Annotated in this window: 25 protein-coding genes; 9 read left to right on the top strand and 16 right to left on the bottom strand. The window is 61.5% G+C overall.

What is annotated here, in order from left to right; genetic code table 11:
- The first annotated feature begins 1 nt into the window (after position 1).
- The 6 genes from J0F76_RS02215 (at position 2) to J0F76_RS02190 (ending at position 3,115) form a co-directional block, all read left to right on the top strand.
- Positions 2–142 (top strand): hypothetical protein, encoded by a 141-nt coding sequence (locus J0F76_RS02215; RefSeq protein ID WP_207465233.1) that lies wholly within the window; start codon positions 2–4, stop codon positions 140–142.
- Between the two features lie 33 nt (positions 143–175).
- Positions 176–436 carry a DoxX family protein gene (locus J0F76_RS02210; RefSeq protein WP_207465232.1) on the top strand — a complete coding sequence of 87 codons (261 nt, stop codon included), beginning with the start codon at positions 176–178 and terminating at the stop codon, positions 434–436.
- Positions 437–1,077: 641 nt separating this feature from the next.
- A complete protein-coding gene (locus tag J0F76_RS02205) occupies positions 1,078–1,752 on the top strand; it encodes a gamma-glutamylcyclotransferase (RefSeq protein ID WP_207465230.1) in 675 nt (224 codons plus the stop codon).
- 93 nt (positions 1,753–1,845) lie between these two features.
- Positions 1,846–2,139 (top strand): hypothetical protein, encoded by a 294-nt coding sequence (locus tag J0F76_RS02200; RefSeq protein WP_207465228.1) that lies wholly within the window; start codon positions 1,846–1,848, stop codon positions 2,137–2,139.
- Entirely contained in the window at positions 2,136–2,810 is a 675-nt protein-coding gene (locus J0F76_RS02195) for a recombinase family protein (protein ID WP_242689935.1), read from the top strand. The genes J0F76_RS02200 and J0F76_RS02195 overlap by 4 nt, the downstream gene beginning before the upstream one ends.
- On the top strand, positions 2,807–3,115 hold the full coding sequence (locus J0F76_RS02190; protein ID WP_207465226.1) for a hypothetical protein: 309 nt from the start codon (positions 2,807–2,809) through the stop codon (positions 3,113–3,115). Before J0F76_RS02195 ends, J0F76_RS02190 begins: the two co-directional genes overlap by 4 nt.
- A gap of 308 nt (positions 3,116–3,423) precedes the next feature.
- On the opposite strand, the gene J0F76_RS02185 is transcribed toward J0F76_RS02190, so the two are convergent.
- On the bottom strand, positions 3,424–4,824 hold the full coding sequence (locus J0F76_RS02185; RefSeq protein WP_207465224.1) for a sensor histidine kinase: 1,401 nt from the start codon (positions 4,822–4,824) through the stop codon (positions 3,424–3,426).
- A 444-nt stretch (positions 4,825–5,268) separates the two neighbouring features.
- Here J0F76_RS02185 and J0F76_RS02180 point away from each other — a divergent pair, with 444 nt between their 5' ends.
- Positions 5,269–5,901, top strand: a complete 633-nt coding sequence (locus J0F76_RS02180; RefSeq protein ID WP_207465222.1) for a tyrosine-type recombinase/integrase — start codon at positions 5,269–5,271, stop codon at positions 5,899–5,901.
- Between the two features lie 451 nt (positions 5,902–6,352).
- On the opposite strand, the gene J0F76_RS02175 is transcribed toward J0F76_RS02180, so the two are convergent.
- The 7 genes from J0F76_RS02175 to J0F76_RS02145 all read right to left on the bottom strand — a co-directional run bounded on the left by J0F76_RS02175 (position 6,353) and on the right by J0F76_RS02145 (position 14,536).
- A complete protein-coding gene (locus J0F76_RS02175) occupies positions 6,353–9,499 on the bottom strand; it encodes a type I restriction endonuclease subunit R (RefSeq protein WP_242689934.1) in 3,147 nt (1,048 codons plus the stop codon).
- Positions 9,500–9,599: 100 nt separating this feature from the next.
- Entirely contained in the window at positions 9,600–10,334 is a 735-nt protein-coding gene (locus J0F76_RS02170) for a DUF3800 domain-containing protein (protein ID WP_207465219.1), read from the bottom strand.
- Positions 10,331–10,468: a hypothetical protein gene (locus J0F76_RS02165; RefSeq protein WP_207465218.1), complete on the bottom strand. Its 138-nt coding sequence runs from the start codon at positions 10,466–10,468 to the stop codon at positions 10,331–10,333. Before J0F76_RS02165 ends, J0F76_RS02170 begins: the two co-directional genes overlap by 4 nt.
- Positions 10,468–11,166, bottom strand: a complete 699-nt coding sequence (locus J0F76_RS02160) for an abortive infection family protein (RefSeq protein ID WP_207465215.1) — start codon at positions 11,164–11,166, stop codon at positions 10,468–10,470. The genes J0F76_RS02165 and J0F76_RS02160 overlap by 1 nt, the downstream gene beginning before the upstream one ends.
- 75 nt (positions 11,167–11,241) lie before the next feature.
- Positions 11,242–11,673, bottom strand: coding sequence for a hypothetical protein (locus J0F76_RS02155; protein ID WP_207465213.1), 432 nt, complete (start codon positions 11,671–11,673; stop codon positions 11,242–11,244).
- Positions 11,670–12,872 carry a restriction endonuclease subunit S gene (locus J0F76_RS02150; RefSeq protein WP_207465211.1) on the bottom strand — a complete coding sequence of 401 codons (1,203 nt, stop codon included), beginning with the start codon at positions 12,870–12,872 and terminating at the stop codon, positions 11,670–11,672. The genes J0F76_RS02155 and J0F76_RS02150 overlap by 4 nt, the downstream gene beginning before the upstream one ends.
- Positions 12,873–12,997: 125 nt before the next feature.
- On the bottom strand, positions 12,998–14,536 hold the full coding sequence (locus J0F76_RS02145; RefSeq protein ID WP_207465209.1) for a class I SAM-dependent DNA methyltransferase: 1,539 nt from the start codon (positions 14,534–14,536) through the stop codon (positions 12,998–13,000).
- Between the two features lie 486 nt (positions 14,537–15,022).
- Here J0F76_RS02145 and J0F76_RS02140 point away from each other — a divergent pair, with 486 nt between their 5' ends.
- Both J0F76_RS02140 and J0F76_RS02135 read left to right on the top strand, forming a co-directional pair.
- Positions 15,023–15,229 (top strand): hypothetical protein, encoded by a 207-nt coding sequence (locus J0F76_RS02140; protein WP_207100927.1) that lies wholly within the window; start codon positions 15,023–15,025, stop codon positions 15,227–15,229.
- Between the two features lie 100 nt (positions 15,230–15,329).
- Positions 15,330–15,554 (top strand): hypothetical protein, encoded by a 225-nt coding sequence (locus tag J0F76_RS02135; RefSeq protein ID WP_207465205.1) that lies wholly within the window; start codon positions 15,330–15,332, stop codon positions 15,552–15,554.
- A 105-nt stretch (positions 15,555–15,659) separates the two neighbouring features.
- Here J0F76_RS02135 and J0F76_RS02130 read toward each other — a convergent pair whose 3' ends face one another.
- Genes J0F76_RS02130 through mbhE form a run of 8 tightly spaced genes read right to left on the bottom strand, consistent with a single transcriptional unit; the run spans position 15,660 to position 21,963 of the window.
- Complete coding sequence (locus tag J0F76_RS02130; RefSeq protein ID WP_207465203.1) at positions 15,660–16,469, bottom strand: hypothetical protein; 810 nt, start codon at positions 16,467–16,469, stop codon at positions 15,660–15,662.
- Positions 16,466–16,795, bottom strand: a complete 330-nt coding sequence (gene mnhG / locus J0F76_RS02125) for a monovalent cation/H(+) antiporter subunit G (RefSeq protein WP_207100924.1) — start codon at positions 16,793–16,795, stop codon at positions 16,466–16,468. The genes J0F76_RS02130 and mnhG overlap by 4 nt, the downstream gene beginning before the upstream one ends.
- On the bottom strand, positions 16,788–17,084 hold the full coding sequence (locus J0F76_RS02120; protein WP_103174710.1) for an MrpF/PhaF family protein: 297 nt from the start codon (positions 17,082–17,084) through the stop codon (positions 16,788–16,790). The genes mnhG and J0F76_RS02120 overlap by 8 nt, the downstream gene beginning before the upstream one ends.
- Positions 17,081–17,566, bottom strand: a complete 486-nt coding sequence (locus J0F76_RS02115) for a Na+/H+ antiporter subunit E (protein ID WP_207465201.1) — start codon at positions 17,564–17,566, stop codon at positions 17,081–17,083. The genes J0F76_RS02120 and J0F76_RS02115 overlap by 4 nt, the downstream gene beginning before the upstream one ends.
- The gene (locus J0F76_RS02110) at positions 17,563–19,065 is read right to left on the bottom strand and encodes a Na+/H+ antiporter subunit D (RefSeq protein WP_207465199.1); all 1,503 of its coding nucleotides are present in this window, start codon (positions 19,063–19,065) and stop codon (positions 17,563–17,565) included. The genes J0F76_RS02115 and J0F76_RS02110 overlap by 4 nt, the downstream gene beginning before the upstream one ends.
- Positions 19,062–19,424, bottom strand: coding sequence for a Na+/H+ antiporter subunit C (locus J0F76_RS02105; protein ID WP_207100921.1), 363 nt, complete (start codon positions 19,422–19,424; stop codon positions 19,062–19,064). Before J0F76_RS02105 ends, J0F76_RS02110 begins: the two co-directional genes overlap by 4 nt.
- Positions 19,424–19,825: an MnhB domain-containing protein gene (locus tag J0F76_RS02100; RefSeq protein WP_207100920.1), complete on the bottom strand. Its 402-nt coding sequence runs from the start codon at positions 19,823–19,825 to the stop codon at positions 19,424–19,426. The genes J0F76_RS02105 and J0F76_RS02100 overlap by 1 nt, the downstream gene beginning before the upstream one ends.
- The gene (gene mbhE / locus J0F76_RS02095) at positions 19,822–21,963 is read right to left on the bottom strand and encodes a hydrogen gas-evolving membrane-bound hydrogenase subunit E (RefSeq protein ID WP_207100919.1); all 2,142 of its coding nucleotides are present in this window, start codon (positions 21,961–21,963) and stop codon (positions 19,822–19,824) included. Before mbhE ends, J0F76_RS02100 begins: the two co-directional genes overlap by 4 nt.
- Positions 21,964–22,104: the final 141 nt, after the last annotated feature.

Genomic DNA, 22,104 nt, shown 5'->3' with positions numbered 1-22,104 from the left:
CGTGTCGGACCGCATCGCCCGGCAGTTCGGCTTCCTGGCCCAGACCGACCGGCTGAAACTGGTCGACCGGGTGAATGTGTTGATGGTACCGACAATTGCCCTCGGCCATGAAGATCCGCTATGCGCGGGTTTCCACCATTGAGCAGAACCTGACTTGGCGTCGTCCAAGTCGAGCATGTTGCCGCCTGCCTGGATCGCGGGTGTGCTGGAACTCACCCTGGGCTTTCTGGTCCTGATCGGCCTTTGGACCCGCGTCTCGGCCTTCGTGCTCTCGGGCTTGATGGCCTTCGCCTATTTCCTCGCCCACGCTCCGCAGGGCTTCTATCCCGCCCAGAACGGCGGCGTCGCAGCGATCCTGTTCAGCTTTGTGTTCCTGTCTCTCGCAACGGCAGGCGCAGGTCCGGTCAGCGTTGATGCAAAGCGTGAAGGAATCTGAGGGCATGAAAAGCCCCGCCGGGCATGGCGGGGCGCACTCATTACTGCTCCGCGTGGTGGAATGGAGCAGGTGAAAGATTAGGAGGTGTCGGGAAAGTTTGGCAAGCTGCGCATGGACAATATCCCGGCATGTCATAGCGCCGAGGATTATCTCAGGTTGTGGTATTTTTACTAAATCAATTAGAAGTAATTTTTGCCTGCTCGCGGCTTGCAAGCAGTGCTCTAATATTATTACACTTTTTATCTGGGTTTTTGAAAGCCTAAAAGATAAGCAGAAATCTGCCTAGTCGCGTTCCGGCGCGCAGGTTCGCAAAAAGGGAGAAGAGAAGCCCCGCCAAACGGGATTGCGGGCGGGCGGGGGCTGTCAGGCGAAAAGAGCACGGTAAGAAAAGGGAGGTTTTCTTGCCCTAGGCTGCAGGCCCTCGCGTTCGTTGCAGAACCTGCCGATTTTAGTAAATCTACTCGGTAAGGAAAACTAAGGAAGCTTACTCGCTTCTGGTGATGATTTTTCTTACTGAAGTCGCTCACGGACAACCTTCGTTCAGATGGTGTGGACGCCTGTCGCGTGCTATGATGACGGCAATCCAGAAAAGCGGGTGACCGGCAATGCCTAGATCCGGACCGTCCCCTTTACGGCGGCCGATGGCGCTCACGGAAGAACTCTTGGCTCGGGCGGCCAGGTTGGTGGAGGATGCAGGTCCCAGTCCTGGTGCGATCTACCTGACTGACGAGGACTATGCGGAAATCGTCCACAAGGTTCTGGCCGATGGTCCCCCAGGGGATCTCTGGATCTTCGGCTACGGCTCGCTGCTTTGGAAGCCCGCTTTCGACTTTGTTGAGAGTCGTTCGGCAACGGTGCGTGGCTGGCATCGTTCGTTCTGCATCCGTGTCGCACGCTTCCGTGGCACACGCGATCATCCTGGCCTGATGATGGCCCTCAATCGCGGCGGGCAGTGCGATGGCATGGCATTCCGAGTTCCGGCGGAACAGGCGGAGGCCACGCTCCATGCGCTCTTCCGGCGCGAGCTCGTTGTCCGCCCGCCGAGCACTCCCCCACGTTGGTTGTCGGCGCGCAGCGAAGAAGGCCCGATGCGGGTGCTGGGCTTTGTGGTGGATCAAGGCAGCGCCTTCTACTCGGGCGGACTTGCACCGGAGCAGGTTGCCGACACGCTGGCCGCGGCCGCTGGGCACTGGGGCTCATGTGCTGAATACCTCCACAACACGGTCTCGCACCTTGAGGCGCTTGGCATTCATGATGGGAACCTGTGGCGGCTGCAGGAGCTTGTCGCCGCACGGCTTTCCGAAAAAGCAGAATAGAAGCAGAGACTTGGTCTCTGCAGCGGCGCAGCCGTTCTTGCTATGGTGAACCTGCAGCAACTGAAATGTTGATCGTCGTGTCACTCTTCCTCTATGAGCTTTCTGCGCATGGCGGGCGGCCTTGACACGCCCTCAGTCAGTTGGATGCCGGATGCAGCGGCGGTTGCCTATGAACACCATCATCATGCAGTGCCCTATCTGACGGAACGCGAGGATTGCCTGTTCGCCCTCGACGCCGTTGTGGCAGCCGGCGCAGCGAACGCCCGCTTAGTCCGCATAGCGACACGTATCGTAGATCCGAGGCTCACCACTTCGAGTCCTTTCCCGATAGCGTCCGAAAGGGATCGTTCAAAGGACGGCCAGCTTGCCGCTGAACAGGCCCGTTGAAGGCCAGCAAATGCTGGCAGCACAGAATCTCAGATGAATGGTCCGATATTTTTTGCAATGAAGGGGCGGCTACTGTTACAGATCAGGCCATGACACAGATTTTGATCGGCTATGCCCGCTGCTCCACCGACAAACAGGACCTTGCTGCGCAGAAGGGTATTCTTGCCAGCTTCGGGGTTGCCTCCGATCGCATCTACACCGACCACGGCTTTACCGGCACGAACCGCGCCCGCCCTGGTCTCGATCAGGCGCTTGCAGCTTTGCGGGAGGGTGACACCCTAGTCGTGCCAAAACTGGACCGGCTGGCGCGTTCCGTCCCCGACGCCCGCGACATTGCCGACAACTTGGCTGCGCGCGGGATCAAGCTTCAGCTTGGCACCTCGATCCATGACCCCACCGACCCGATGGGCAAGCTGTTCTTCAACATCCTGGCGACCTTTGCCGAGTTCGAGGCAGATCTGATCCGAATGCGGACCCGCGAGGGCATGGCCGTGGCTCGCGCCAAGGGCAAGCTGCGCGGCAAGAAACCAAAGCTGTCAGAGCGCCAGCAGCAGGAGCTGCGGCGCATGTATGACACTGGCGAGTATTCCATCAGTGATCTGGCGGAGGTTTTTTCGATCTCACGGCCGACCGTGTATCGCACCTTGGGCCGGCAAGCAGCGGCGGCGTGATGACGGATGATCCAAAGCCTCCACGCCCCCCGTCGCTGAAAAGCGAGACCCGCCAGACAAACTGGCGCCGCACCAACCTGCCGAAGTATCAGGCCCATCTTGCTGTTCAGCGGGCGCTTATGTCCGGCGCACTGGAAAAGCAGGGCTGCGAGGTTTGCGGCGCAGCCAAGGTCGATGCCCACCACGACCGATACGACGAACCCTTGAACGTGCGGTGGCTCTGCCGCAGCCATCACGTCAAGCTGCATCATTACGGTGAAGATATGTTTCCCATCGGCCGACAGCAGGCAGGGTCACAAGACTAACGCGGCCAGCGACCTGGGGCGATTGAGACGAAGCGGCCACTGGGGGTCGGCTCCGCGCGTGACGCTAAGAGCCCATCAGCGACATTCAGGCAGGCCGCAGCATGGAGGGCACCTTCGCAGGCGCAGCATCGTGCCCGGCCATTGCGGCCGGTCGACGATTGGCAAATGCCGCCGTGCAGCTCCTCCAAACCTGACGTTCGTGCCTGGCGCAGCGAGATCGAGCAGGCACAGTCTGCTCTGCGGGTCCGAGCGGACGATCGCTAGGGATCCTTCAGCTTAGGCAGCTAGTAGATATACCGCCGGACCGATTAGCTGTAGCCTCCAGCCGTCGCACCGAGCGGGACAGTAAACGCGTGTGTCGTCCCGTCCCGATTGCTATCTGTTATCAACACGCCACCAAGCTGCGTCATGAACGCCTCGGTCAGTTTCTGGCCGAGACCGGAGTCAACGCGCGCGTTTGGGTCGATGCCCGGTCCATCATCCGATATTTTAACTTCCAGCCGGTCAGGCAGGCCCCTCAAGGTAATGGCCAGCGACCCACTGGATCGCCCGTTATAAGCGTATTTTATGCTATTGGTGATCAGTTCATTGACCACCAGCCCTAGAGGAACAGCAACTTCCGTAGAAAGCGGAATATCGTCCAGTTCCAAGCTAAGCGACAAGCAATCAGCCTGTTCCGAGGTCGAGATCAAATCACTTGCCAGCGCCGTCAAGTAGTCCCGGGTTCCGACGCTATCAACAGATCCGCTTCGCGATAGCGTTTTATAAAGACGGCCGATCGCATCTACCCGCGACCTGATCCGGGCAAGCGCAGCTTTGCAGGTTTCATCGCTGAGATTGCGCGCCTCCAGCGAAATAACGCCAGCAATCATCGTCAGGCTGTTCATCACCCGATGATTGATCTCTTCCAGAAGTCGTCCAGCGTGCTCTAATGCGGCCTCCCGCTCGGCTTCGATGCGCCTTCTCACAGTGATGTCCTGCATTGCCAGCAGAAGCATGTGCGTATGGTTGCCTTTTCGGAAAACCTTGCGAGCATTGAGCACGATCTCGCGCTCGCCGATCTTTGGGAAGCTATGCTTCACCTCAAAATCTTCGACTACGGTATCTTTCGGCACCACCTCGGTCAAAAGCTCTATGAGCTTAGGGATCGACCATTGGCCGTTGCCCAGATCATCAAGGCGGCGATCTACTGTCTGAGTCTCCTCGACCTGAAATGTCGTGTAGAAAGCACGGTTTGCGCTGATGACCGTAAGCCGCTCGTCAAGAACCAGCAACGGCTCACGGATCGTCGCAACCACTCCGGCCGAGAGCAGGCGCTCGCGTTCAAGAGCGGCGGCAGCATCGCTCGCTTCTGTCACATCCTCTATAACCAGCAAGATCCGCCGCGACCCGTTTCCGGGCCGGACGGTCTTCCGCGCGTTCAAGCGCATGACACGTCGCCCAATGTCCTCGAAGCTGTGGTCGACCTCCATATTCTCGACTACGCCTGAGCCATCTACAATCAGAGCCAGCTGTTCCAGCAATACTGGGATGTTCCATTGCCCGTTTCCTAGAACACGCAGCGGAAGACCGACCGTGTCGTTACGGTCGACCTGGAACGTCGCCAGAAACCAATCATTCACATACTCAACCACCAGGTCCTCGGTCAAAACCAGAAGACTTTGACGAAGGGTCGCAACGATTTCTGCTGGATCAAGCATTCGCAGCATGTCTATACTAATTTATCAGACTCCAGACTGGCGGGCCTTAAGGGCGACCGCCCAACTATCTCATAGCCAAACGTTGGCGTGATAAGCAAATCTATAATTCTTAACATATATAAGCCTGTTACATGCTCACGATTTGCAACCCAAGTTCCCCGCCTTCGACGGCTTCCAATACACCAGTAGAACGTAACCCTGTGATCCGCACAAATAGCTGCGGCAAATGACAACGCACTCGACCGCGAGAAATCGAACAATATTGATCCTCTGCTAAGGACCTGATGCGTCGATGCTGCCGCCCTTGCCGCCGGAAGTGCTTCGGCCCCCTGCACTCGGTATACGGCCGCTCCTGATGCCGGCTTGAGCGCAGACGCCGAACCTGCTGGATGATATGCTTTGTTTGTCGACACTATCGAAGAAGGGCGGGCATGGCGGACAGGAGGTGTCACCATGTCTATTGATCTTCTTCCCGCCGTCAGGCCTGCGCGCGTCAGTTGGAACAAGGGCCGCATCGTCGGTCAGAAGCGGCCGCTCCTGCCACGGCACGTTTGGTCGATCCGGGTCCGGCTCGAAATGGCAGGCAATGCCCGCGACCTCGCGCTGTTCAACATGGCGATCGACAGCAAGCTCCGCGGATGCGACCTCGTGGCCCTGAGGGTCCGAGATGTTTTCGCCGCAGGGCACGTGAAGGAGCGCGCCTCGATGATCCAGAGCAAGACGGGAAAACCCGTCCGGTTCGAGATTACCGATACGACGCGCCAATCCCTGGACCGCTGGATCCGGAACCCCGAGATGATCGGCCTCGAGTTCTTGTGGCCAAGCCGGATCCACGGAAGCGCGCACCTGTCAACACGGCAGTATGCCCGAATCGTCCGGGGCTGGGTCATGTCGCTTGGTCTGGAGCCGAGCGCCTACGGCACCCATTCGATGAGGCGTACCAAGGTTGCCCAGATCTACAAGAAGACGGGTAACCTGCGTGCTGTTCAACTGTTGCTCGGCCACACCAAGATGGACAGCACCGTGCGCTATCTTGGTGTAGATATCGAGGACGCGCTGTCGCTGTCAGAGGCGATAGACCTCTAGCCATCCTATCGGCCGGGGCTTTCGGCCCTGGTCGGTCCTTTGCGTCGGGTCCGGTGCGCGTGATGCTGCCCCGAGGCTGAAGGGCCGCTCCTGCGTCCCGAGGCTGCTGGTTCGCTGCACCGCCATCAGGCCGCTGTCCGCCCTTTCTACCCGTTTCGCTTCACCCAAAAGAAATTTGCCAAGTCATCCTTGCATGTTTAGGGCGAGTGTCCGGCAAACGGTGGAAAAGGCTACATCGGCGCATCGGCGTCAGAGCCGTTTCAGATGGTTGCAACCCGCTGGCGCAGCTCTGTCAGCCACCACCCTAGGACAAGGCCGCAACTCCAGCCCCAGCAGGATGGTCATGGCGCGTGGTGACCTGACCAGATAGGACAGCGCGTGGCATCTTCATGTATGCCTTGAGATCAAGGGTCGGACGCGAAACGAGCCGCCCTGGCCTAGCTGCTTTCTCTCAACCATACGAAGCGGAAACCATGTCCGGTTTCGCACCTTGCAGCAAGGCCTCCGCCTGTGCCAAGACACCACGCACCGCCGCGTCCTCAAGGTCTGGAGGATAGCCGTATCTGCGCAGGATGCGTTTCACGAGCACCCGCAATCGGGCCCGGGCGCTGTCGCGGTGCGCCCAGTCGATGCTGACATTGGCCTTCAGCCCCTGAAGCAGTTCATGGGCAATTATTTTTAGATTGTCGTCGCCCAGCATCTCCACCGCACTCCGATTATCCGCCAGAGCGTCGTAGAAGGCAATCTCCTCGGGCGTGAGTCCGGTTTCCTCGCCCCGGTTTCTCGCCTCCCGGACTTCCCTCGCCAGCGCGATCAGTTCCTGCAGGACCTCTACCGTGCTGACGGCATTGGTGTGATACCGGGCGATCGCCTCTTCCAGACGCTCCGAGAACCTGCGGGTCTCGATGACGTTCGAGCGGCTGCGCGACCGGATTTCGTCGTTCAGCAGTTTCCGCAGCGCCTCGAGGGCAAGGTTCCTCTTTTTCATCTGTCCGATTTCGGCCAGGAACTCGTCCGACAGGATCGATATGTCGGGAGACGACAGCCCTGCAGCCGACAGGATGTCGACGATTTCGGTTGATGCCACTGCCTTGTTGACGATCTGGCGGATGGCAAGATCACGCTCGGCGGTTGACCGACCCGTGTTGTCCGCCGCCTTGACCATAGCGGCGCGGACGGTCTGGAAGAAGCCCACCTCGTCGCGGAACTCGCGGGCGACATCGCTGGCCGATGCAAGCGCAAAGGCTTTGGACAGCGCCAGCACCGCATCCGGGTATCGCCGATGCGCGGCCTTTATGGCATCCTTGCTCGTTTCCCGTCGCGCGGCCTCGTCCTGCTTCACGAGGATCCAGTCCAGTGCCTCGGCCAGAGCGACCAGTCGCTGCTGCGGGGTGCCGGTCAGTCCGTCCGAATAGTCGAAGCCGTGGAACATCGCCCGCACGACATCCAGTCGTTCCAGCAAGGCCGCGACCGCCTCTGCCTCGTCGACACCCGCTTGCTCCTGGTCCGCCTTGGAATACTGGCCTAAGGCGGATTTCAGGTTCTGCGCGATGCCGATATAATCGACGATCAGCCCCGCAGGTTTGTCCCGGAAGACGCGGTTCACCCGGGCGATAGCCTGCATCAGGCCGTGGCCGCGCATCGGCTTGTCGATATACATCGTGTGCATCGAAGGCGAATCAAACCCGGTCAGCCACATGTCCCGGACGATCACCAGCTTAAGCGGATCTTTCGGATCCTTTGCTCGTTTGGCCAGCAGATCACGCCGCGCCTTGCCGCCGATATGGCGCTGCCAGGCCTCTGGGTCCGAGGCGGACCCGGTCATGACGATTTTCACCAGGCCGGCGCTGTCGTCGTGGGAGTGCCACTCAGGCCGCAGCGCGACGATGTGGCTGTAGAGGTCCACACAGATGCGGCGGCTCATGCAGACCACCATGGCCTTGCCGTCCATCGCCTGCACCCGCGCTTCGAAATGCGCGACGAGATCTTCGGCGACCATGCGCAGCCGCTTCTCGGCGCCCACCAGTGCCTCGACCGTGGACCATTTCCGCTTCAGCCGTTCCTGTTCGCTTACGGCTTCGTCCTCGGTCACTTCCTCGATCTCAGCATCGACCTTCGGCTTTTCCTCTTCAGGCAGCTCGATGCGCGCCAGACGGCTTTCGTAGTAGATCGGCACCGTTGCCCCATCCTCGACGGCGCGGCTGATGTCGTAGACGTCGATGTATTGGCCGAACACGGCGGGCGTGTTGACGTCGTCCTGTTCGATCGGCGTGCCGGTGAAGCCGATGAACGAGGCATTGGGCAGGGCGTCGCGCAAGTGCTTGGCGAACCCATAGGCGATCTCGCCCGTCTTCTCGATACGGGCCTTGAAGCCATACTGGCTGCGGTGGGCCTCGTCGGCAATTACCACCACATTGCGGCGGTCGGTCAGCAGCGGATAGGCTTCCCCTTTCTCCGGGGCGAACTTCTGGATGGTCGTGAACACCACTCCGCCTGATGCGCGGGACAGCGCTTTTTGTAGGTCTTCCCGACTGTCGGCCTGCACCGGCGTTTGGCGAAGCAGGTCTCGGCACATCGAGAAGGTGCTGAACAGCTGGTCGTCTAGATCGTTGCGGTCCGTGACGACGATGATGGTCGGGTTCTCCATCGCCGGTTTGCGCACCACCTGCCCCGCGTAGAATGCCATAAGCAAGCTCTTGCCCGATCCCTGCGTATGCCAGATCACCCCGGCCTTGCGGTCGCCCCCTGACCGGCTGGCCTCGACCGTGCTGGCCACCGCCCGCTTCACGGCGTGGAACTGGTGATAGCCCGCGATGATCTTTGCCAGACCGCCGGGCGTGTCGCCAAAGACCGTGAACTCCCGCATCAGCGACAGCAGGCGCGGCCGCGCGAACACACCCTCGATCAGCACCGACATTTCTGGCGTGCCCTTGGGCGCAACGTCAGCGCCGTCAGTGGTGCGCCAAGGCATAAAGCGTTCCAAATCAGCGGTCAGCGAACCGATGCGGGCCTGGATGCCGTCAGTCGTGACCAGCACGGCATTGGCGCGAAAGAGCGAAGGGATCTGCGCCTTGTAGGTTTGCAACTGGTTGAAGGCTGCGCCCAGGGTCGCGGTCTCGGCCCCCGGCTTCTTCACCTCGATCACGCCCACCGGCAGACCGTTCAGGAACACCACCACGTCGGGACGGCGGTTGTGGCCGTTCTCGGTCACGGTGAACTGCGCGATGGCTAACCAGTCGTTCAGCCGGTCCTCGGGGTCCACCAGCCGCACGGCATCGCCACGGATCGTGCCATCTTCGGCCCGGTACTCCACCGGTACACCTTCGACTAGAAAGCGGTGCAGGCGGCGGTTCTCTTCGATTAGCAAGGGGCGGTCGGAGGCTTTTACCCGGCGCAAAGCATCCTCGCGAGCATCCTCGGGGATCTGCGGGTTCAGCCGGGCCATCGCCTCACGCAGGCGCCGGCCAAGGATCGTGTCGGAATAGGCTTCGCGCTCCGGCGCCGCACCATCAGGCCCCGAGACCGCATCGTTCAGGCAGGCATAACCCAAGGTGCCCAACTGATTGAGCAGAACGGCTTCGACTTCGGCTTCGGACAAGGTGGACAAAGCTTTCCTCATAAGACACTTGACATGGCGGTTACGAGTTAGCACTTCTAACTCGTGGGCTGGTCACTGCGTAGCGGGGGCTGGCCCCTTTTCATTTGGGCAGGCAGACAAGGCCGTAGCCTTCAATCTTTCCAGTGGGGCTGCGGCGAAACTTGTTTTCCACGATCCGCCAGTCCTCTTTGTCGGGCTTGCCCAGCACATGCCGCCCGATCGGCGACACCACCAGATCGGCCAGTTGCAGTCCCGCGATGTTGTCCGACTTCGCCCGCAGCGCCAAGCCAGCCATCCGATTGTCGATATCATGCGCCTGCACAAACCGCGTGCCGTTGATCTTGAGGTTCAACCATGCCAGATCCAGGCCCCGGTCCAGCACCGGATCGCGCTTTTCAGCAACGATGATCCCGCCACGCGGCACATTCCCGACATCCAAACAGAACCGCTCGACCAAGATATCAAGGCTAAGCATATAGGGATCGACCGCCGCCATCCCGTAACGCGACAGATGCGCGGTCTTGTGCACGGTGCAGGCCACCACACGGTAATCGGCATTGCGCATTAAGTCGTTCAGGCCGGCTAGAAATTCGGCGCGAAATTCCGGCTCCTTCATCCGTTCGAACCCGTTGCGGTTGCGGATGATGTCAGCGGTGTGCAGCACGATGTCGGTACGACCCAGCATCCGCCGCTTGAAGTCGTTCAGCGCATCAGTCAGCGGTCCCTTGGCGTAATCCACCTCCATGATGACGCCGCCCAGCACGAACATCGGATATTGCGGGTCGATGACCGAGAGGTTGTGATCGCCGGATTCATCGAGGAAGAGCACTTTCACAGCGCCGCCTCCACCACTCGCTTGGGTGCTGAACCATCGGCATCCAAGACCGCATTGTTCAGGGAGGCATAGCCTAGCGCGCCCAGATGATCGAGCAGGACGGCTTCGACCTCGGCTTCAGTCGGTGTCGCCATCAGGCTGCCTCCTCATCGTCTTCCACAGGAAGCAGCGAAGCATCGCGGCACAAACCCAGCACATATTTGTATGCTTCACGATCAACGCCAAAAAGCAGACGGGAGGGCTCTATCGTGAGATCGAGCCTTTCGTCTCCCGGCAGCCGAAGTGTGATGTCCAGCCACCCGGCTTCATTGCTGGCAGCCTCTGCCTCAACGTGACGATCGATAAAGGCATTTGATTTGGGAAAGCGTTCGTAAGGCTCGAGTGTCGTGACAGGGTCGGGTTCGCGCTCAAGGTAAGCCTCATGAAGGAACGTCACGAGGGCATCCGCGGCCAGCAATGCGGCCCGTCGGTGATGAGCCGAGAGCTTTTGGGCGAACCCTTCTTTTCCGTGGCTGATCGGTCCCGCTATGTTCCGGAAGCGGCCCAGTTCGTCGACCAGCTTGAAATGCTGCGACAGGAGCTTGCTGAACGGGTCGTCGCGGCTTTCTGTGAGATTGAGCAACCGCAGCGCGCCAGACACCCAGTCCTTGAAGCTGGGCGTTTCTGCCTTGATCGGGCTATCCTTCCAGTCTTTGATTGGGTTGGAAGGGTCATCGAGATTTTCGATGATGATGCGGCACGCACATTCGACAAGGCCCTTCGACGCGTCGATGCAGGCATCGTGGCCTTCTGCAAAGGTCTGTTTCAAGGTGTCGAATGTCTGCTGCAGCATCGGAGCATGGTTCCAGTGCCCGCAGAACCTCTCGATGCCGGGGTACCAATCGCTACTCATACAGTTGGCGCTCCATCATTCACTCCTGCGCGCTTGACGCTGCGTTTGCATGACGGCCGACAAGACAACGTCCAAGTCGGCAATGGTGCGCAGGGTAAAGCGGACCAGATCGGCCCGGCCAAGCATCGGCATGTCTTCTAGAGCCGAATGGCGCCCATATTGCATGCCGCCTCCCTTAGCCGGAATTTTGAAAATGTCCGCTTTGGAATAAGGTGCGGCAACAAGGGAACCCTCGGGGATCGAGGTAGCCTGCGAGGCCAGCACCCATAGATGCGACTCGGTGTCGGGGTGTTTTTCGAACATCAGCTCGATCGGCGCGTCGTGGTGCGACCGCATCTTGTACCTGTTGGCATAGGCAGCTTGATGGCCCAAGCGATGTTCTTCGGCGATGCTGTCCAGCCGCGTGACGACGGCCCGCTTGAGGTTAGCCCTTGAAACCTTGGTCATGCGTGTTCCGCCTTTTGACTGTTGAACTCGACCACCTGCAACTCCCCTGACATCAGGCGCGGCAGCAGGAGGTCGCGGGTCTGGGCGAGGGTGCGGGATTCGCGCTCGTTCTTGGCAATCCGTTCGTAGAGCGGCTTTGCAATGGCATCGAAAGCGTGCAGCACGGGTGCTGAAGGAACGATGACAGGGAGCGAACGGAAGTTGCCCTTGCTGATCTCCTGGAAGGTCGAGCCGTTCGCCTTGGCGAGAATCGCTTCCATGTTTTCCAGCGTCCAGAGCCAAGCGAAGACGTTCGACATACGCTTGTCGCAGATCATCCCGATAAAGCCCTGGTTGATCGCCACCGGCACCTCCGCGATGGCGAGATAGCCAATGGGTGCGCGGGAGGACAGCAGCAGCGACCCCACGGGCAACAGGCCCGAGCTGATCTTCGCGAGGCCAGCCGCGGTGATCGACCGCGAGGTCTTGAGCAAGACGGGCGCGGCAAGTGTGGACAGGTCTTTTGGCGTGGCCCAGTTGATGCTCCCGTCCCACAACTCTGGGTCCTTGGTGCTGGGAGTCGAGCCGCCGACAACGCGCACTTCGTCGCCGATGGTCGAAACCTCCCATCCCTCCGGCTTGCCCTGGGCGTCGAGGTGGGCGGGGAAGAGGGGCCAGAGGGCGGGGGAGAGGTAAGGCGCGGCGCCTTCCATCCTGGCGCGGGTGGGGCCGAAATCGACGAACCAGTCGCGGAACAGCGCCCGCGCCATGGCCTCGAGCGTGGCGTTCATCTTCCGGTTCAACTCAATCTTGTCATCCAGCGCCCCGAGCGTGGCCGCAATCGCGCGTTGTTCGGGGAGAGGGGGCAGAGATAGCGAGTAGTTTCCGGCAAACTGCGTATACTGAAAGCGGGCAACTCCGGTGTGTTGAACATGGTACGGCAGCATACGGCGGGAGTGGTATTCGTCTTGCAGCTTCCAGAATAGGAATTCTGAGTCAATGCGGTTTGGGTCGGGCCGCAAGAACCGTGCGAAACTGGCGCAGACCAAAGGAAACTTAGCGGCGCCGACCACAGAAGCCGAAATGAAAACGGATCTTCCTGTCGGTTGGTCTTTCGTTCCTCCCGCGGTCTCAATCAATGTGTCACCTGCGGCGATGGTCTTTCGCTCCAGAATGTCACTGCGGATATATCGCAAAGGCAGCGTATCGAGATTACCCACTCGAACGCGCTCGAAATCCGTTCCGCGCACTACAAGGGCTGGAGAGAAACCCTCCGTTGGTTCCCCATTCCCCCATTCGCCATCGCGAGTGAATGTCAGGAGATCGGCAAGAAGTGCATCTTGCATTACACCCCAACCCCCGCCAGCCGCGCCCGAATAGCCGCCGTCAATTCTTCGGCCTCGGCGAACTGCGCCTCCAACTGCTCCTGCAGCGCGGCGAAGCGATCGGCAAAGGGCGTCTCGTCCTCCTCCGCCGCCTCGGCGCCCACATAGCGGCCTGGGGTCAGGACGTGACCGTGCGACCGGATCTCCTCGATGCTCGCCGATTTGCAGAAGCCCGGCACGTCGGCATAGCCCTCGCCCAACCGCCAGGCGTGGTAGGTGTCTGCGATGCGGGCGATGTCGGCGTCCGAGAACTCGCGCCGCGTGCGGTCCGCCATGAAGCCCAGCTTGCGGGCGTCGATGAACAGCACCTCGCCCCGCCGGTCGCGCAGCTTGGCGTCGCGCGTGATGCCGTTCGACTTGTCACGCGCCAGAAACCACAGGCAGGCCGGGATCTGGGTGGAATAGAACAGCTGCCCCGGCAGGGCGATCATGCAATCGACCACCTCACCCTCGATCATCGCCCTGCGCATCTCCCCCTCGCCACTTTGCGTGGAGGACATCGAGCCATTGGCCAGCACCACCCCCGCCGTGCCGCTGGGCGCGAGGCTGTGCAGGATGTGCTGCAGCCAGGCGAAGTTGGCATTGCCCGCAGGCGGGATGCCGTATTTCCAGCGGGCATCCTCGCGCAGCCGCTCGCCGCCCCAGTCCGAGATGTTGAAGGGCGGGTTGGCGAGGATCACATCGGCGCGCAGGTCGGGCAGTTCGTTCTTGTGGAAGGTGCCTTCGGAGTTCCAGCGGATGTCGGCATCGATGCCGCGCACGGCGAGGTTCATCTTGCAGAGCCGCCAGGTGGTATAGTTCGATTCCTGCCCGTAGATGGCGATGTCGCCCAGACGACCGCCATGCGCCTCGACGAACTTTTCCGACTGCACGAACATGCCGCCCGAGCCGCAGCAGGGGTCATAGACGCGGCCCTTGTAGGGCTCCAGCATCTCGACCATGGTGCGCACGACCGAGCGGGGGGTGTAGAACTCGCCGCCGCGCTTGCCCTCGCTGCCTGCGAACTGGCCGAGGAAGTACTCGTAGACCCGACCGAGGAGGTCGCGTGCGCGGTCCTTGCCCTCACCCAATGCGATGCCGGAGATCAGGTCGATCAACTCGCCCAGCAGAATGGCGTTCAGCGCGGGGCGGCCGTAATCTTTGGGCAGGACGCCCTTAAGCGAGGGGTTTACCTTTTCGATGGCGATCATCGCCTCATCGATCAGCTTGCCGATAGTGGGCTGTCTGGCGCTGGCCTGCAGATGTGACCAGCGGGCTTCGGGCGGCACCCAGAAGATGTTGTCGGCAAGGTATTCGTCCGGATCTTCGGTGCCCTCAGGGTATTCGGCCATCAGCGCTGCGCGCTTGGCCTCGAAACCGTCCGAGATGTGCTTGAGGAAGATCAGCCCCAAGGCGACGTGCTTGTAATCCGACGGCTCCATGTTGCCGCGCAGCTTGTCCGCGGCTTTAAAGAGGGCTGCCTCGATTCCGAGGTCGGCGCCGTTGTCGATGGATGCCATTGCTGAAACTGTCCCGTTAAAAGTCTTTTGCAGACGGTATTTCAGGCAAAAGGTGAAATCCAGTTGCCATCGATAGCGCGATGCAATGCGAAAGCTATAGACGGCAGCCGCATGGAGGCGAGCCGGACTGCCCGCAGCACTCCGCTTCCCGCAGCGTGCGGCTGCGGCCCATGATCAAGAGATGTCGGTCGAGCCGGCGCTACATCTCGTCAGGGCCAGCTTCATATGCTGGCAGCGTTTGGTCTTGCAGCATGCCGATAGGGAAGGGTGGCAGAACCGAACCTTATTCTTTGATGCTCAACCCAGTGTTGAGCACAGAAAGTCGCATTTCAGGATGGCACGCCCCCTAAACTGCAAAATTTCCACAATAATTCATTTTATGGAACAAGACCTTGCAGCCTTCTAGCTCCGCCCAGTTACTCGGCAGCCCATTAGCCTATACAAAAAGGCAAATTGGCCAAGAGACAACCTCCGGTTATGGAGAGGATGTTCGTTACAGTTGTAGGTATTTCCATGTTTGCCTCTGAAACCACCTTTGCGTTTCGTCCCGCTGTGTCTGTCGATGACTGGAAGGTCATCATGTCGGCAATCAGCGCTTATTCCCATAACGCAGAGTACCGCGAGCTTCTGGGGCGCCTGGAGCATCAGGCGCAGATCATCGGCATCGCGTCGTCCGCCCCTCGACTGTCCTGACGTCACGAGTTGAGCCCGCACTGAGGTCAGTTTGACTTCGGAAGGTCATCGCGGCCCAGGCCACGATGTTAAAGTCCTTGTTTGTAAAGAGTAGTTTGTCATGTTTGTTCAGCAGCAGCAGCAGCAGCAGCAGCAGCAGCTTCTGGCTGATGGCCCGGCCTATGTCTCCACCGTTGCCCCGCGTCATGGATTTTACCGCAGTTCGCTCAAGCGGCCGCTTGATCTCCTCCTGGTGCTGATGGTCTTGCCGGTTGTCTTGCCGCTGGTGCTGGTGCTGGCCCTGGTCGTGCTCATCGACGGCGGTAATCCCAATTATCATATGTAGGGCTGCACCGGGGGAGGCACCATGGCGAACCCCGCCCCACAGGACTGGTGCATTCAGATTGGAGCCTGCAGAGTTGTTCCGTCCCAAGAGGACTTTGTTTGGGAGTTAGGCCTTTTTGATAATGACGATCTCCGCCATAGTCCGGCGGCATAGAGTCTCAGCCAAGTTCGGCTGAAGCCTTGCGGTCCAGCCATCACGGCCCTCGGACCCAGTGACAATAAGCGTGTCCGAGGGCAGGATGCTGTCAAGGCTGTCGATCACCGGCCCCTGCACACAGTGGATCTCGTTCCATGTAAGTTCGGGCGGAAGCGTCGACAGCACTCTGGCAAGGTCTGCTTGAGCGATCCAGGCTGCCCTTCGCCGTCTCGCAGCCACCTCCTGCTCGGGCATCCTGATCCTCCAAGATCGGAGAAGTCCTTCCTCATGGAGATACCAGACGTTGATGATATTCATTGGAATATTCAACGCGTGTGCGAGCTTGAATGACAGGCGCAACACTTCGTCGGCCAAACAGGGATCTAAGCGGCTTTCCCTGTCGGGATCGATCAGGGCGGTCACCCTGCATGGGGGACCGGTGTGCGCATTCATGATCCAGACCGGCAAAGGCGATCGCCGGGACAAGTCTTGAACTAGTTTCCACGATTCCGGGCGGGCTGCATTAGGTGTTTCAGACGCGACAATGACCAGATCGGGCTTCATTGCTTCCAGGCAGTCCATGGTAACGGCCAAATGCAGTGAGGTCTCCGCATTCATCTCTTGTAGCCATCCAAGCAGCTGCGACTGGCTAGCCGACAGCTGCTGTTCTTGGGAACACAGCTGAACTTGCAACGGCTGTCGGCGTGCAAGCCTTTCCAGGATCCCCAACATGGCGCCTCCTTCGAAAATCTCGGGTAGGACAAGGGCGATCCGCTTCATGGCCCCGGCTTTCCTCGGTCGGACGGGCGGATCAGCAGGTCGGGCTTCTGCCCCGCCCGCCAGGCTGCAGCGCGGCCGAGAAGATGCGCGCCGATCGGCGCCGTCATTAGCAAGAACAGGATCGCGATCAGCGCCCGGCTGGCCGCGCTGACGCCGCCGATATCGACGGCCGCCGCCAGAAGAGCCAGCGAGCCTGCCAGGCTGCCAACCTTCGAGGAGGCGTGCATCCGGGTCAGTGCGTCGGGAAAGCGCAGGATCCCAATGGCCGCGACAAGGGCAAAGCCACCGCCCAGAAGCGCAAGAATGCCGGTGAGGATCTCAGTCATCGCGGTCGTTCCTGCGGCCAAGCCGTTCGGCGTAGCGGGCCAGGGCCACCACCGACAGGAAGCTGACAAGGGCAAGCGCGACCGCGATGTCCAGAAAGGCCTCGGCCTCGGTGCGCACCGCATAAAGGCCGCACACGACGATGACGGCGGTAGTCATCATATCCAGGGCCACGACCCTGTCGGCCAGGCTGGGTCCGCGGGCCAGCCGGATAAAGCCGATAAAGATCGCCAGTCCGACCATGATCAGGGCCAGGGTGACGCTCGTCTGCATGAAGGCGGTGGGTGTCATGGGCGGAAGACCTTTCCGATGCGACGCTCCATCCCCGACTTCAGATCGGCGACCAGGGCGGCTTCGTCGGTGGCATAGATCGAATGGACAAGAAGGAAGCTGCGGTCCGGCGCCACATCCAGCGTCAGCGTGCCCGGCGTGAGGGTGATGAGATTGGCCAGCAGGAAGATCTCGGCATCCGAATGGGCGTGCAAGGGCATTTTGACGATGGCCGGGTGCAGGTTCGGGCGCGGCGCGATGCAATCGCGGGCCACCATGATCGAGGACTTGATCAGTTCCTTGAGGAAATAGACAATCAGGACCAAGGTCTGCGGCAGGGCCCGGAAATAGCGCCGCTCGTCCCCTTGGGCGATCAGGTCGCGGGCGAACCACAGGGCACCGAAGCCGATAACGAATCCTGTCAGCAGATTTGCCAGCGAGAACCCGTTCCACAGCGCCGCCCAGGCGACGGCCAGAAGGACATTGATGGCCAGAAGCTTCATCGGCGTGCCTCCCCCAGAACGGCCGCGACATAGGCGGCGGGATCAAGAAGCTGTTCAGCCCCCTTTGTCGCAAACTCCAGGAAGGCCGAGGGGAAGGCGCCAATCAGGACGGTCATGACCGCCAGGGCGATGATCGGCACCATCATCTGCCACCGCGCGGACCGGGGCAGATCGGCCAGGGCCGGCTGGCGTCCGTCGGGATGGGCCTTCCAGAAGGCCTCGGCCCAGATCTTGGTCATCGAGAAGATGGTCAGCAGCCCGACCAGCAGCGCGACCCCCGCCACCAGCCATTCGCCCAGGTCCAGCGAGGCCCGGACGATCACGAACTTGGCCCAGAAGCCCGAGAGCGGCGGAAAACCGGCCAGCGAGAAGGCAGGGATGATGAACAGCGCGGCCAGCAGCGGCGCGGTCCTGTAAAGGCCGCCGATGGCGTAAAGGTCCGACGAGCCCGTCAGGCGCTGCGACACGCCGGCGATCAGGAACAGGTTGGTCTTCACGATGATGTGGTGCAGCAGATAGAAGACTGCACCCATTACGGCCAGGGGCGTCATCAGGGCCAGGCCCAGCACCATGTAGCCGATCTGGCTGATGATGTGGAAGGACAGGATCTTGCGGAAATCGCTCTGCGCGGCTGCCCCCAGCACGCCCGTCAGCATTGTCAGCAGCGACACCCACAGCAGGATCTCGTGCGTGTAGCCAAGGTCGCCCACGAAGATCAGCGTGAAGACGCGCAGGAGGGCATAGACCCCGACCTTGGTCAGCAGGCCCGCAAAGACCGCCGAGACCGCGTAATGCGGCGTGTGATAGGAGGCGGGCAGCCAGAAGAACAAGGGAAAGACCGCGGCCTTCATCCCGAAGGCCACCATCAGCATCATCGCGATCAGCGTCATCAGCCCCTGGTCGGGCGAGGCCGCGACGGCACCGCGGAGATCGGCCATGTTCAGGGTGCCGGTCGCGCCATAAAGCAGGCCCGCGCCCGCCAGGAACAGCACCGTCGCGATCAGGTTCAGCGTGACGTATTTCACCGCCCCGTCGATTGCGGACTTCCTGCCTCCGATCACCAGAAGCCCGAAGGACGAGATCAGCAGAACCTCGAACCAGACATAAAGGTTGAACAGATCGCCGGTCAGGAAGGCGCCGGTGACGCCGCCCAGCAGCGACTGGAACAGGGCATGGTATCCGAACCGGGCGGATGTGGGGCCAATCTCGGCCAGGGACCAGACGGCGACCGACAGGCCAATGATGGCGGTGATCAGCACCATCGCCGCCGACAGGTGATCGGCTACCAGTGTGATGCCGAAGGGGGCCTGCCAGCCGCCGATCTGGCCGGCGATGACACCCTGGTCCAGAACCTCGGCGATCAGCACCACGGCGGCAACAAGCGACGCCACGGAGCCGCCGACCGAAGCCAAGTCACCCATCCGCGACCGGCGCAGAAGAAAGGCCAGGACCGCCGTAACGAACGGGATCATGATGGGCAGCGCAAGAACCCAGCTCATTCCCGCTCCTCCGCCGGTTCGGCGATGCGCATTCGATCAACTTCGAGATGGCCAAAGGTTCGATAGGCGCGGATGGTCAGGGCCAGGGCAAAGGCGAACAGGCCGAAGCCGATCACGATGGCGGTCAGCAGCAGCGCCTGCGGCAGGGCATTGGCCATGGTGTCAGGCGGCAACGCGCCCTTCGCGCCCAGCAGAGGCGGCGCGCCGGGCGTCAGGCGGCCTGCCGCCAGGATCGCCAGGTTCACGCCGTTCGACAGCAGCAGCAGCCCGAACAGGAAGCGCATCAGGTTGCCCGACAGCATCAGCCAGATGGACGTCGCGACCAGGAAACCCGACAGGCAGGCGACAAGGGTTTCCATCAGAGCGTCTCCTCAAGCGCGAAGACCAGCGTCAGGATCGCCCCGAAGACGGCCAGATAGACGCCGATGTCGAAAACCAGGACCGTGGACAGGGCAAGATCCGCCAGGATCAGCCAAAGCCCGGTGAAGGGGTCCAGGCTTGCCAGTGCCGAAGCCAGCCCGGACAGCACCGCAATCGCCATGCCCCAGACGCCGATGGCGCGCGGATCGACGCGCAGCGCCTGGCGCGCGGCCTCGACCCCTGCGGCGAAGCTGTAGAGGACGAACCCGGCCGCGCCGATCAGCCCACCGATGAAGCCGCCGCCGGGGCTGTTATGGCCGCGCAGCAGCACGAACAGAGAGAACAGCAGGAACAGCGCCGTCAGGAACCGCGCGCCGACCGAAAGGATCAGCGAGTTCATGCCCCTGCCCTCCCCTTCCGCTTGAGGACCGCATAGGCGCCGAAGGAGGCCAGCAGCACCACGATCAGTTCGCCAAAGGTATCGAAGGCGCGGAAGTCGACCAGAACCACGTTCACAATGTTGAGGCCGTGAGCCAAGACATAGGAGTTCTCCTCGAAGTATTGGGTGATAGTCCGGTCAAGCGGCGAGGCCGTGACCGACAGCACCATCACCGTCACGCAAAGACCCACGGCCAAGGCCACCGCCCCATGAGCCAGCTGCCTTTGGCGGCTGCGGCGTTCGACCAGGCCCGGCAGGCGCAAGGCCGCGATGGCAAACATGACCGCTGACAGCGTCTCGACCATCAGCTGGGTCGTGGCGACATCCGGCGCGCCGGCGAAGATGAAGATCACCGCCACCCCGATCCCGACTGTGCCGATGCCGGCAATGGCCGCGATCCGCGAATGGGTGTTCAGCGCAACAACCGCCCCGGCTGCGGTAAAGCCCACCGTCAACCACAGGAAGGCCGAACGCGGAAGCTCGGGCATGATGACAGGCCTGCCGTGGAGGATGGTCGCGCCAAGCGCCAGGGCCGTGACGGCAAAGACCGCCAGCATATAGCCCGTCAGCCTGCCGGTCTGCAGCACCCGGGTCTGCCAGGCCGCAAGGTCACGGAACCAGTCCAGGAAACTGTCCCAGCCGGCGTCCAGCGACGGCATGCTCCGGAGCACGGGATCGACCAGAGTCGCAAAGCGGTCGCGCATAGTGTAGAGCATGGCGCCGATGGCGAAGGTCAGGATGCTGAGCACGAAAGCCTCGTTGAACCCGGCCCACAGGTGCAGCCCGGCGGCGCGATCCTGCAGCAGGCTTCCCGTCAGGGCGCTGCCGACCACCGATCCCAGCAGGGGCTGCGCAAGAACGCCGACGACCAGCCCGCCAAGCGCCAGGACGGTCGGCCCGGCCAGCATCTGCCAGGGCGCCTCGTGCGGGACATGGGGTGTGGCGATGGGCGCGCCGAAGAACGGGCGCAGCGCGATGATCCCCGCAACCGCGAACATCAGGGCATTGGCCGTGACCGCTGCGGCGATGACCAGGGGGGCGCCCGTCATGGTGGCAGCGCCTGCATAGATCAGCTCCTTGCCGATCCAGCCGATCATCGGCGGCAGCCCCGCCATCGACAAACAGGCCAGGACCGCCGCCGCCGCCGTAACCGGCATGGCGCGGCCCAGCCCGCCCAGCCGTTCCACCTCGCGCGTGCCGGTGCCGTGGTCGACGGCACCCACGACCATGAACAGGCTGGCCTTGTAGAGCGAATGAACGATCAGAAAGGTCACCGCCGCCGTCAGGGCATAGGAATGGGCCCCGGCCAGCAGCATCGTGATCGTTCCCAGGGCCATCAGCGTGGTATAGGCAAGCGCCTGTTTCAGATCGCTTTGCCGCATCGCCAGGACCGAGGACAGCACCGCCGTTACCGCCCCGGCCGTGGCCAGCGTCACGCTCCAGGCCATGGTGCCCCCCAAGGCCGGGTGCAGCCGGGCCAGCAGATAGACGCCCGCCTTCACCATCGTCGCCGAATGAAGATAGGCCGACACCGGGGTCGGCGCCGCCATCGCGTTCGGCAGCCAGAAATGGAACGGGAACTGCGCGGACTTGGTAAATGCCCCCAGCAGCACCAGCACGAGGATCGGCCCGTACAGGCTGCTGTCCTGAAGCCCTGGACCCGTCAGGATTTCAGCCAAGTCGTATCCGCCGGCCGCCGTGCCCATCAGGATGAAGCCCGCCAGCAGCGCCAGTCCCCCGCCCGCCGTGACCAGCATCGCCTGCAAGGCATTGCGACGGGCGCGGGGATTATCGTGGTCGAAGCCAATCAGCAGGTACGAGGTGATGCTGGTCAGTTCCCAGAACAGGAACAGCGTGATCAGGTCGCGGGCCAGCACCAGCCCCAGCATCGACACCATAAAGGCGAACAGGAACAGGACGAACCGCCCGAACTGCGGGTGATTACCCATGTAGCCGGTGGCGTACAGAAAGATTAGCGACCCGATCCCGCTGATCAGAAGGCCGAAGATCAGCGACAGCCCGTCCACCATGAAGGCCAGCGAGATCCCCAGCGAGGGCGCCCAGTCCAAGGCGAACAGCACGGGCCGGCCGTCAACCACGGCAGGAACTGTCAGCGCAATGCCGACAAGGATCAGGGCGGCAAGGATCGATGCAGTATAACCGAATGGCCGACTTATGCCCGGTGCCGTACTGTCAGCCATAGGTAACCTTTCTGAAGTTTGACGGCTTAAATATCATTC

It is taken from the genome of Paracoccus fontiphilus (assembly GCF_017356265.1).
Lineage (GTDB): Bacteria > Pseudomonadota > Alphaproteobacteria > Rhodobacterales > Rhodobacteraceae > Paracoccus > Paracoccus fontiphilus.
This window is presented reverse-complemented; position numbering and strand designations above follow the sequence as displayed.

Excerpts from the sequence above, each read along its gene's own strand:
- mnhG (WP_207100924.1), bottom strand. The coding sequence starts at position 16,795 with ATGACTGAGATCCTCACCGGCATTCTTGCGCTTCTGGGCGGTGGCTTT.
- J0F76_RS02145 (WP_207465209.1), bottom strand. The coding sequence starts at position 14,536 with ATGGCATCCATCGACAACGGCGCCGACCTCGGAATCGAGGCAGCCCTC.
- J0F76_RS02165 (WP_207465218.1), bottom strand. The coding sequence starts at position 10,468 with ATGGCGACACCGACTGAAGCCGAGGTCGAAGCCGTCCTGCTCGATCAT.
- J0F76_RS02210 (WP_207465232.1), top strand. The coding sequence starts at position 176 with ATGTTGCCGCCTGCCTGGATCGCGGGTGTGCTGGAACTCACCCTGGGC.
- J0F76_RS02100 (WP_207100920.1), bottom strand. The coding sequence starts at position 19,825 with ATGAACTCGCTGATCCTTTCGGTCGGCGCGCGGTTCCTGACGGCGCTG.
- J0F76_RS02185 (WP_207465224.1), bottom strand. The coding sequence starts at position 4,824 with ATGCTGCGAATGCTTGATCCAGCAGAAATCGTTGCGACCCTTCGTCAA.
- J0F76_RS02140 (WP_207100927.1), top strand. The coding sequence starts at position 15,023 with ATGTTCGTTACAGTTGTAGGTATTTCCATGTTTGCCTCTGAAACCACC.
- J0F76_RS02130 (WP_207465203.1), bottom strand. The coding sequence starts at position 16,469 with ATGAAGCGGATCGCCCTTGTCCTACCCGAGATTTTCGAAGGAGGCGCC.
- J0F76_RS02120 (WP_103174710.1), bottom strand. The coding sequence starts at position 17,084 with ATGACACCCACCGCCTTCATGCAGACGAGCGTCACCCTGGCCCTGATC.
- J0F76_RS02180 (WP_207465222.1), top strand. The coding sequence starts at position 5,269 with ATGTCTATTGATCTTCTTCCCGCCGTCAGGCCTGCGCGCGTCAGTTGG.
- J0F76_RS02105 (WP_207100921.1), bottom strand. The coding sequence starts at position 19,424 with ATGGAAACCCTTGTCGCCTGCCTGTCGGGTTTCCTGGTCGCGACGTCC.
- J0F76_RS02135 (WP_207465205.1), top strand. The coding sequence starts at position 15,330 with ATGTTTGTTCAGCAGCAGCAGCAGCAGCAGCAGCAGCAGCTTCTGGCT.
- J0F76_RS02115 (WP_207465201.1), bottom strand. The coding sequence starts at position 17,566 with ATGAAGCTTCTGGCCATCAATGTCCTTCTGGCCGTCGCCTGGGCGGCG.
- J0F76_RS02205 (WP_207465230.1), top strand. The coding sequence starts at position 1,078 with ATGGCGCTCACGGAAGAACTCTTGGCTCGGGCGGCCAGGTTGGTGGAG.
- J0F76_RS02160 (WP_207465215.1), bottom strand. The coding sequence starts at position 11,166 with ATGCTGCAGCAGACATTCGACACCTTGAAACAGACCTTTGCAGAAGGC.
- J0F76_RS02110 (WP_207465199.1), bottom strand. The coding sequence starts at position 19,065 with ATGAGCTGGGTTCTTGCGCTGCCCATCATGATCCCGTTCGTTACGGCG.
- J0F76_RS02200 (WP_207465228.1), top strand. The coding sequence starts at position 1,846 with ATGAGCTTTCTGCGCATGGCGGGCGGCCTTGACACGCCCTCAGTCAGT.
- J0F76_RS02155 (WP_207465213.1), bottom strand. The coding sequence starts at position 11,673 with ATGACCAAGGTTTCAAGGGCTAACCTCAAGCGGGCCGTCGTCACGCGG.